At 72.3% G+C, this 9,077-nt stretch carries 10 protein-coding genes and 1 pseudogene; 5 read left to right on the forward strand and 6 right to left on the reverse strand.

The window, feature by feature from the left end:
* The 4 genes from FNH08_RS52490 to FNH08_RS36170 form a co-directional block, all read left to right on the forward strand.
* A partial coding sequence (locus FNH08_RS52490; protein WP_228034562.1) for a hypothetical protein occupies positions 1-257 on the forward strand: 257 nt, incomplete at its 5' end.
* Positions 254-1,684 carry a DUF2252 domain-containing protein gene (locus tag FNH08_RS36160; protein WP_152775764.1) on the forward strand — a complete coding sequence of 477 codons (1,431 nt, stop codon included), beginning with the start codon at positions 254-256 and terminating at the stop codon, positions 1,682-1,684. The genes FNH08_RS52490 and FNH08_RS36160, both read left to right, overlap by 4 nt.
* Before the next feature lie 163 nt (positions 1,685-1,847).
* Positions 1,848-2,930, forward strand: coding sequence for a J domain-containing protein (locus FNH08_RS36165; RefSeq protein ID WP_407704515.1), 1,083 nt, complete (start codon positions 1,848-1,850; stop codon positions 2,928-2,930).
* 92 nt (positions 2,931-3,022) lie between these two features.
* Complete coding sequence (locus tag FNH08_RS36170; protein ID WP_322726056.1) at positions 3,023-3,352, forward strand: rhodanese-like domain-containing protein; 330 nt, start codon at positions 3,023-3,025, stop codon at positions 3,350-3,352.
* 178 nt (positions 3,353-3,530) lie between these two features.
* Here the strand turns inward: FNH08_RS36170 and FNH08_RS36175 are convergent, their stop codons facing one another.
* The 6 genes from FNH08_RS36175 to paaA all read right to left on the reverse strand — a co-directional run bounded on the left by FNH08_RS36175 (position 3,531) and on the right by paaA (position 8,533).
* Positions 3,531-4,670 (reverse strand): acyl-CoA dehydrogenase family protein, encoded by a 1,140-nt coding sequence (locus tag FNH08_RS36175; RefSeq protein WP_322726054.1) that lies wholly within the window; start codon positions 4,668-4,670, stop codon positions 3,531-3,533.
* A 150-nt stretch (positions 4,671-4,820) separates the two neighbouring features.
* A complete protein-coding gene (locus tag FNH08_RS36180; protein ID WP_152775767.1) occupies positions 4,821-5,885 on the reverse strand; it encodes a 2Fe-2S iron-sulfur cluster-binding protein in 1,065 nt (354 codons plus the stop codon).
* Positions 5,885-6,475 carry a 1,2-phenylacetyl-CoA epoxidase subunit PaaD gene (gene paaD, locus FNH08_RS36185; RefSeq protein ID WP_152775768.1) on the reverse strand — a complete coding sequence of 197 codons (591 nt, stop codon included), beginning with the start codon at positions 6,473-6,475 and terminating at the stop codon, positions 5,885-5,887. Before paaD ends, FNH08_RS36180 begins: the two co-directional genes overlap by 1 nt.
* Positions 6,469-7,158, reverse strand: coding sequence for a 1,2-phenylacetyl-CoA epoxidase subunit PaaC (gene paaC, locus FNH08_RS36190; protein WP_152775771.1), 690 nt, complete (start codon positions 7,156-7,158; stop codon positions 6,469-6,471). Before paaC ends, paaD begins: the two co-directional genes overlap by 7 nt.
* Positions 7,159-7,238: 80 nt before the next feature.
* Positions 7,239-7,526: a 1,2-phenylacetyl-CoA epoxidase subunit PaaB gene (gene paaB, locus FNH08_RS36195; RefSeq protein WP_152775769.1), complete on the reverse strand. Its 288-nt coding sequence runs from the start codon at positions 7,524-7,526 to the stop codon at positions 7,239-7,241.
* A complete protein-coding gene (paaA, locus tag FNH08_RS36200; RefSeq protein WP_152775770.1) occupies positions 7,523-8,533 on the reverse strand; it encodes a 1,2-phenylacetyl-CoA epoxidase subunit PaaA in 1,011 nt (336 codons plus the stop codon). The genes paaB and paaA overlap by 4 nt, the downstream gene beginning before the upstream one ends.
* A gap of 354 nt (positions 8,534-8,887) precedes the next feature.
* Here paaA and FNH08_RS52495 point away from each other — a divergent pair.
* Positions 8,888-9,077, forward strand: a pseudogene (locus tag FNH08_RS52495) (hypothetical protein); the annotation flags it as partial.

Raw genomic sequence — 9,077 nt, forward strand, 5'->3', positions numbered from 1 at the left:
CGGCCGCGCAACTGTCGGCGTGTCCGGGGTTGGTCGCGCGGATGCGCGCCGCCGGGATCGGCGTCGACGAAGGCACAGGAGTGCGCAAACTGGTCGACGCACTCGCCGCCGTGGCGAAACGCCTGCCCGCCGGTTGTCCCCAGGGTGCGGAGTTGTCCACAGTCATGGAGTTGTCCACAGGGTGTGACGCGTTTCGGCCGCCGGTTGTAACGTCGTCCCAAGTTGATGTTCGTGCGCGGGCGAGGTGGTCGGAATGACCGAGGTCAGTGCGGTGCCGGAGGCCCAGGCGGCTGTCGGGGTGCGGGTGCCCCGGGTGCGGGGTCTCGCGCGGTGGCCCGTGGAGGGCGGCTCGCCCAAGGAAGAGGGGAAGGCGCTGCGCGCGCGGGTGCGGCGCGCCGCTCACGCGGAGCTGACGCTCGACGCCGACCGGCCGGACGCGGCGGCCGCGGTCGAGGAGTCCAACCTCGGCAGGCTCCCCGAGCTCACGCCTATACGGGTCGGCAAAATGGCCGCGACACCCTTCGCCTTCCTGCGCGGTTCAGCCGGCCTCATGGCGTACGACCTCGCGCGCACGCCGGTCACCGGCATCGGCGCCCAGATCTGCGGCGACGCGCACGCGGCGAACTTCGGCCTGTACGCGGACGCGCGCGGCGGCCTGGTCATCGACCTGAACGACTTCGACGAGACCGTGCACGGCCCCTGGGAGTGGGACCTCAAGCGGCTCGCCACCTCGCTCGTCCTCGCGGGCCGGGAGGCGGGCGCCGACGAGGACAGGTGCCGTAAGGCGGCGTACGACACGGTGGGGGCGTACCGCCGCACCGTGCGACTGCTCTCCAAGCTGCCGGTGCTCGACGCGTGGAACGCCATCGCGGACGAGGAACTCGTCTCCCACACCGACGCCCACGACCTGCTCGGCACGCTGGAGCGGGTGTCGGAGAAGGCGCGGGCGAACACGAGCGGGCGGTTCGCGGCGAAGTCGACGGAGGTGCTGGAGGACGGCAGCCGCCGCTTCGTGGACGCCGCGCCGGTGCTGCGCCGCGTGCCGGACGAGGAGGCCGCGGCTGTCGCGACCTCCCTGGAGGAGTACCTGACGACCCTGTCCGAGGACCGCCTGCCGCTCCTGGCCCGGTACGCGGCGCACGACGTCGCGTTCCGCGTGGTCGGTACCGGCAGCGTGGGCACCCGCTCGTACGTCGTCCTCCTGTTGGACCACCGGGGCGAGGCGCTGGTCCTCCAGGTCAAGGAGGCCCGTCCCTCGGTGCTGCTCCCGCATCTGGCGACCGCCGGCTTCGAGGCCCCTCAGGTGCCCCACGAAGGCCGCCGTGTGGTTCTCGGCCAGAAGCGCATGCAGGTCGTCAGCGACATCCTGCTCGGCTGGACCTCGGTCGACGGACGCCCCTTCCAGGTGCGGCAGTTCCGCAACCGCAAGGGCAGCGTCGACCCGGCGGCTCTCGCCGCCGACCAGATCGACGACTACGCCCGCATGACCGGCGCTCTCCTGGCCCGCGCCCACACCCACACCGCCGACCCCCGGCTGCTCGCGGGTTACTGCGGCAAGAGCGAGGAGCTGGACGAGGGGATCGCGTCGTTCGCCCTCACGTACGCGGACCGGACGGAGGCCGACCACAACGCGTTGGTGGCGGCGGTCAGGGCCGGGCGGATCGCGGCGGAATCGGGAGTGTGACGGAGCCGGGAGCGTGACGGGCCCGGGAGTGTGACGGAGCCGGGAGTGTGACGGGACCGGCGGGCGCGGGCGCGAGGCGGAGCCGAACGTGTGAGAGGGCCGGGCCTCCGGGCCCGGGCGGTGAACTTCGGTGGGCGGTCGGGCCGTGGCCTACGCTGGTCGGGTGACGACCCCGGAAGCCGAACAGTCCCAGTCCGTGCCCCATGCGGGAGGTCCGCAGGAGGAGGCGGCCGCGCCTGCCGAGGTGCCGTCCGGCGCTGACGAGCAGCGCGGGCAGGGCTCCGCAGAGGAGCGGTCCGGGTCCAAAGAGGCCGTGGGTTCCGGAGTCGGGGCCGGGTCCGCAGACGGCGCGGGTGACGCCGGAGCGACCGTCGAGGACCAGGGCAGCTCCGATACGAACGCGGGTGGGACGGCTGCGGGTGAGCCGACCCCGGGTGGCACGGTCGCGGGTGAGTCCGACGGGACCGAGACCGCACGGCCCGAGGAGCGGCTGGAGCGAGCCGTACGCGCGGCCGAGCAGGCGTTGATCGAGTACGAGATCGCCCTCGAGACCTTCCGGGTCGAGGTGGAGAACTTCTCGCGGCTGCACCACCAGAAGCTCGGACCGATGTACGCGCGGCTCGACGAGCTGGAGGCACAGATCGCCGAGGCGCGGGCCGCCCGCAGCGGCGCCCCGGAGGACATCCGCGCCGCCCAGGAAGCCCGAGCGCGGGTCATGCCGATGCCCGGGGTCGAGGAGCTGTTCCACGGCTGGATGGACTCGGAGGGACTGTTCCCGGAGGCCGCGGCGATGCTCACGGACCAGCCGGTACGGCCCCCGGAGCGGGTGCGCCCCAGCGAGGAGGCCCGCAAGCTCTACCGCGAGCTCGTCCGCAAGGCCCACCCCGACCTGGCGCGGGACGAGAGCGAGCGCAAGCGGCGCGACGAGTTCATCGCCCGGGTCAACGCGGCGTACGGCCGGGGCGACGAGGCGCTGCTGCGGGAACTCTCCGAGGAGTGGGAAGCGGGTCCGGTCCCCGAGGAGCACAGGCCGAGCCGCAGCGAGGAGCTCTACGCCCGCCTCGAATGGCTCGCCCAGCGCAAGGAGATGCTCACCCTGGTCGCCCGCGAGCTGGAGGAGGGGCCGATCGGTGCGATGCTGCGTCTGGCGCCGGACGACCCCGACCGTCTCCTCGACGAGATCGCCGAACAACTCATCGCCCAGGTCGCCGAACGCGAGGCGGAACTGGCCGGGCTGCTCGGCTAGCGGGACCTCCGGGTGCCGTGGGGCGCCCTGGTCGGCCGCGATGTCTCCCTGGCCGGTCGGGTAGCGTCGGACCCATGCAATTCGGAGCTGGTGTGCCCACGGTCGAGGTCGCGAACCTCGCGGACGGTGACTTTCTGCTGGACGTCCGGGAGGACGACGAGTGGCAGGCGGGTCACGCCGAAGGGGCGCTGCACATCCCCATCAGCGAGTTCGTGGCCCGTTACGGCGAGTTCACCGAGGCGGCACCGCAGGACGGGCGGGTCCATGTGATCTGCCGCAGCGGCGGACGGTCGGCCCAGGTCACGATGTACCTCGTCCAGCAGGGCATCGACGCCGTGAACGTCGACGGCGGCATGCAGATCTGGGCGGCCAGCGGTCGCACGGTCGTGGACGGCAAGGGGCAGCCGGGCTTCGTGCTGTAGCCACGAGCCGCTCGGCTTCGTGCCGCAGTCATGAACCGCTCGGCTTCGTGCCGTAGTCATGAACCGCTCGGCTTCGTGCCGTAGTCATGAACCGCTCGGCTTCGTGCCGCAGTCGTGAACCGCTCGGCTTCGTGCCGCGGTCACGGTCCGGGTGGGGGCGGCGTCATCCGGGGCTACGTCATCCGAGGGGGTGCGTCGCCAGCAGGTCACCCAGGGTCTCCTCGTGGGCCGCCGCCGGGCCGAGGGACAGTTCCAGTTGCTTGGCCCAGGCGTGGTACCGGTGGAGCGGGTAGTCGGTGTCGGCGCCGAAGCCGCCGTGCAGGTGCTGTGCCGTCTGCACGACCCGCCGTACGCCCTCCGACGCCCAGATCTTGGCCACGGCCACGTCCCCGGCGGGCGGCAGTGCGCCCCCTGCCTCCGAACCGAGCCGCCACGCCGCCTGCCACAGCGTCGCCTCCATCGCGCGCAGGTCGATGTAGCGGTCCGCCGCCTGCACGGCGACGGCCTGGAACGTGGCGATCGGGAACCCGAACTGCTCCCGCTTCCCCGTGTACTCGCTGGTCATACCGAGCACGCCCTCGCCCAGACCGAGCGCCAGCGCGCACGTCCCGGTGGCCAGCAGCGCCCGCAGCCACTCCCACGCCCCGTCGGCGTCGAGGACGTCCCGCGCCGGGAGCCTCACGGACTCCAGGCACAGCTCACCGAGCCGCTCACCCGACGTCGAGACCTGCTCCGCGAGCACGGCCCCCTCGTGCACCCGGGGCACGAGCGCCAGCACGGCGCGTCCGGTCGCCGGAACGTGTGCGGGGACGAGGACGAGGTCGGCGTTGTGCGCCCACGGCACCGCCGTCTGCACGCCGTCCAGGACCCAGCTCCCGTCGCCCTCGTGCCGTGCCGTCACGGCGAGTTCGGCCGGGTCGTGGCCGGTGCGGCCGTTCGCGGCGACGGTCAGCACCGTCTCGCCCCGGCCGGCCCGCGCCAGCAGCTCGGCCTTCAGCTCCTCGCTCCCGTGGGCCTGTACGGCCAGGGCGGCCGCCGTGCTCTCCAGCAACGGCACCCGCGCCAGCACCTTCGCCGACTCGCGCAGCACCAGGCACAGCGCGATGGCGTCCAGCCCCGCCCCGCCGTACTCCGGCTCCAGCAGCAGGCTCAGCAGGTCCGCGTCGGCGAGCTTCGCCCACAGCGGACGGTCGAAGTCGTCGGCCACGGCACCGGGAGTGAGCGCCGGGCTGGGCACCCCGTCGGGCGCGACCCCGGCGAACACCGCCTTCGCCGCCTCGACGGCCGCCTGCTGCTCCTCGCTGAAGGTGAAGTCCACGGTCCTGTCCCCTTCCGCACGCCGCCATCCGACGCCCCTGATCTGACGGAGCGTCAAGATAGAACAGGTTCTAGAAGAAGGGAATGTCCAGGGAGGGTTCAGGGAGCGTCCAGGGAGGGTTCAGAGAGGGGTTCAGGGAACGTCCCGCGCTCAGCGGTCGAAGTCCAGCTCCACCTTCTCCGTCGCCGGATGCGACTGGCAGGCCAGTACGTATCCGGCCTCGGTCTCCTCCGGTTCCAGGGCGAAGTTTCGGTCCATCCGCACCTCGCCCGCCACCAGGAACGTCCGGCAGGTTCCGCACACTCCGCCCTTGCAGGCGTAGGGCGCGTCGGGACGGTTGCGCAGCACGGTGTCCAGGAGCGATTCGCCGTCCCGCACCGGCCAGCTCCCGCCACGGCCGTCGAGTCGGACGGTCACCGAACTGTGCGCGGGGGCCGGCGAGACCGGGACCGGCGCGGCTTTGGCGTCCACGTGGAAGATCTCTTCGTGGATCCGGGCCCGCTCCACTCCGAGCCCGCGCAGTGCCCGCTCCGCCCCCTGCACCAGGCCGAACGGCCCGCACAGGAACCACCCCGCCACCCTCTCCACGGGCAGCAGCGCCGGCAGCAGCCCCGTCAGCCGCTCCTGGTCGAGCCGCCCGGACGGCAGCCCCGCCTGCTGTTCCTCCCGGGAGAGCACCGTCACCAGCTGGAACCGCTCGGGGTAGCGATCCTTGAGATCGGCGACCTCCTCCAGGAACATCGTCGAGGCCGACGTCCGATCGCTGCGTATGAGGCAGAACCGCGCCTCCGGCTCCCGCGCCAGCAGTGTCGTCACGATCGACAGCACAGGGGTGATGCCGCTGCCGCCGACGATCGCCGCGTACTGCCCGGGCGCGGGCTCCAGTGTGAAGCGGCCCGCCGGGGTCATCACCTCCACCGCGTCGCCGGCGATGATCTCCTTCAGCGCGTACGTGGAGAAGGCGCCGCCCTCGACCAGCCGCACCCCGACCCGCAGTGTCCGGGGACCGTCGGTGCCGGGTGCCGGGGCCGGGGAGCAGATCGAGTACGTACGGCGGATCTCCGTGCCGTCGACCGTGCGGCGCAGGGCGAGGTGCTGGCCGGGCGCGTGCCGGTAGTCCGCGCGGAACTCCGGCGGCACGGCGAGGGTGAGGGCCACGGAGTCGTCGGTCAGCCGGTCGACCGCCGTCACCGGGAGCGTGTGGAAACGGGCCATCACAACTCCTTGAAGTGGTCGAACGGTTCACGGCAGTCCAGACAGCGCCGCAGCGCCTTGCACGCGGTGGACGAGAAACGGCTCAACAGCTCCGTGTCGGCCGATCCGCAGTGCGGGCAGTGCACCGGGTCTGTGTCCCGCGCATTCGTGTCCCGCGTGTCCGGGGCCTGCGTGCCCGTGCCCGTCTCCGGCGCGGTCGTGCGGGTCGGCCCGAGGGCCAGCGTGACCGGTCCGGGCTCCCGGACCGTCCGCGGTGGCGCTATGCCGAACTCCCGCAGCTTGCGGCGGCCTTCGGGCGAGATGTCGTCCGTGGACCAGGGCGGGGTGAGCACCGTGCGGACGGACACCTCCCGGATGCCGTGCTCGCGCAGCACCCGCTCCATGTCGAGCGACATCGCCTCGATGGCCGGGCAGCCCGTGTACGTCGGGGTCAGCTCGATCTCGACCGAGTCGGCCGAGAGGACGTGCACCGCGCGGACGACGCCCAGCTCCTCCAGGGTGAGCACGGGCAGCTCGGGGTCGGGCACGGAGCCGGCCAGCCTGAGCAGCTCCGCCTCCAGGGGCGTCGCGGGGGCCGGGGAGGTCACCATGACGCCCCCGGGTGACTGCGGTGCAGATGCTGCATCTCGGCGAGCATCCGCCCGAAGGACTCGGTGTGCAGCCCCTGCCGTCCCGCGCCCGCGCTCCATCCACCGGACTGCGGACCCTCGGGAACATCCAGCGTCGCCCGGCGCAGGACGGCGGACACGGACTCCAGCCAGGCGGCCCGGAGCTCCTCCCCGTCGAAGTCCAGGCCCTCCACCGGCTGGAACATCTCGCCGGTGAACCGCCACAGCGCCTGGCACGCCCGCCGCATCCGCTCGTGGCTGACGTCCGTGCCGTCACCGAGCCGCAGGGTCCACTGCTCGGCGTGGTCCTGGTGGTAGGACACCTCCTTGACCGCCTTGGCGGCCAGCCCGGCGAACTCGCCGTCCCCGGTGGCCAGGTGCGCGTACAGGAGCCGCTGGTACGTGGAGAAGTACAGCTGGCGGGCGATCGTGTGCGCGAAGTCGCCGTTCGGCTGCTCGACGAGCTGGAGGTTGCGGAAGGCGCGCTCCTCGCGCAGATACGCCAGCTCGTCCTCGTCCCCGGCCATCGACAGCAGCACCCTGGCCTGGCCCAGCAGATCCAGCGCGATGTTGGCGAGGGCGACGTCCTCTTCCAGGACCGGGGCGTGGCCCGCCCACTCCCCCAGACGGTGCGAGAGCACGAGGGCGTCGTCGCCGAGGGCCAGGGCCGCGGCGTGGTGGACGGACTCGCGTGTCCGAGGTGCCTTGGCCGCTACCGTGGCCTGGGGCGTCCTGGTCGTCTCCGTCACAGGTGCTTCACCCCCTCCGGGATCTCGTAGAACGTCGGGTGGCGGTAGGGCTTGTCAGCGGCCGGTTCGAAGAACGGGTCCTTCTCGTCCGGCGAGGACGCCGTGACGGCGGCGGAGGGGACGACCCAGATGGAGACGCCCTCGCCGCGCCGGGTGTACAGGTCCCGCGCGTTGCGCAGGGCCAGCTCGGCGTCCGGGGCGTGCAGACTGCCGGCGTGGGTGTGCGAGAGCCCGCGGCGGGAGCGGACGAAGACCTCCCACAGGGGCCAGTCGCTGGTGGTCATGCCGCCGCCTCCTTGCCCTTGGCCGCGTGTTTCTCGGCGTACGCCGCGGCCGCTTCCCGTACCCAGGCGCCCTCGTCGTGGGCGCGTCTGCGCTGGGTGATCCGCTGTTCGTTGCACGGGCCGTTGCCCTTGAGGACCTCCCGGAACTCCGACCAGTCGATCTCGCCGAAGTCGTGGTGCTCCCGCTCCTGGTTCCACCTCAGGTCCGGGTCCGGGAGTGTGAGGCCCAGGGTCTCGGCCTGGGGGACGCAGATGTCCACGAAGCGCTGGCGCAGCTCGTCGTTCGAATGGCGCTTGATCTTCCATGTCATCGACTGCGCGGAGTGCTGTGACTCGTCGTCGGGCGGACCGAACATCATGAGGGACGGCCACCACCAGCGGTTCACCGCGTCCTGCGCCATCTCGTGCTGCTCGGGGGTGCCGCGGCTGAGGGCCAGCAGCAGCTCGTACCCCTGGCGCTGGTGGAAGGACTCCTCCTTGCAGATGCGGACCATCGCGCGCGCGTACGGCCCGTAGGAGCAGCGGCACAGCGGCACCTGGTTGGTGATCGCGGCGCCGTCCACCAACCAGCCGATGGCGCCGACGTCCGCCCAGGTCAGCGTTGGGTAGTTGAAGATCGAGGAGTACTTCTGGCGGCCGCTGTGCAGCTTGTCCAGCAGCTCGTCGCGGCTGGTGCCGAGGGTCTCCGCCGCGCTGTACAGATACAGCCCGTGGCCGGCCTCGTCCTGGACCTTGGCCATGAGGATCGCCTTGCGGCGCAGGGAGGGGGCCCGCGTGATCCAGTTGGCCTCGGGCTGCATGCCGATGATCTCGGAGTGGGCGTGCTGGGCGATCTGCCGGACGAGCGTGGCGCGGTAGGCGTCCGGCATCCAGTCCCGCGGCTCGATGCGCTCGTCGGCCGCCACGGCGGCGTCGAAGGCCGCCTCGTACGCCGCCGCGGCTGCGGTCTTGTCCGCCGGGCCGTCCCCCGCCGGCGTCCGGGTAATCCGCTGCGCTGCTGTAGCCATCGGTCCCCCTCGACCTCTCACTCACTCCCGACCGATCGTTCGGTCCGCTCGGATCAATGGTGGGTCGAGGCCCCGTAAGGTGTCAACCGCTGTGGATAACTCGTCGCCGCCGGTGTGACTGGTGTGCTGATGTGATCGCTGTGCCCGGTGTGGCTGCGCAGGGCGGGTGGGTCTGAGTACCGTTCCGGTGCGAGCACCGCGGTTGCGAGCACCGCACGGTGCGGCGTCCGCGGCCGGCGAGAGACGACGTCCTCGACCAGGCCGGACGAGCAGGCGAACAGGCGAGCAGGCGAACAGACGAACAACGGACCGGGAGACGGGCACGCGAACCGGACCATCGGGAATCGGGGCGGAATGGACGCGGACGCGCACGACGAGGGCTCGAACGCCCCGCCCGGGCCGAACACGCCCGACGACCCGGCCTCGGACGCTGCCTCCGCCATGGGCCCTGCCTCCGCGTCGGATCCCGACCCCGCCTCGGACCCTGCCTCCGCGTCGGATGCCGGGGCCGCGTCGGCCACTGGCGCTCAGGCCGGCCCCGCCC

The organism is Streptomyces spongiae, from assembly GCF_009377185.1.
GTDB classification, from domain to species: Bacteria; Actinomycetota; Actinomycetes; order Streptomycetales; family Streptomycetaceae; genus Streptomyces; species Streptomyces spongiae.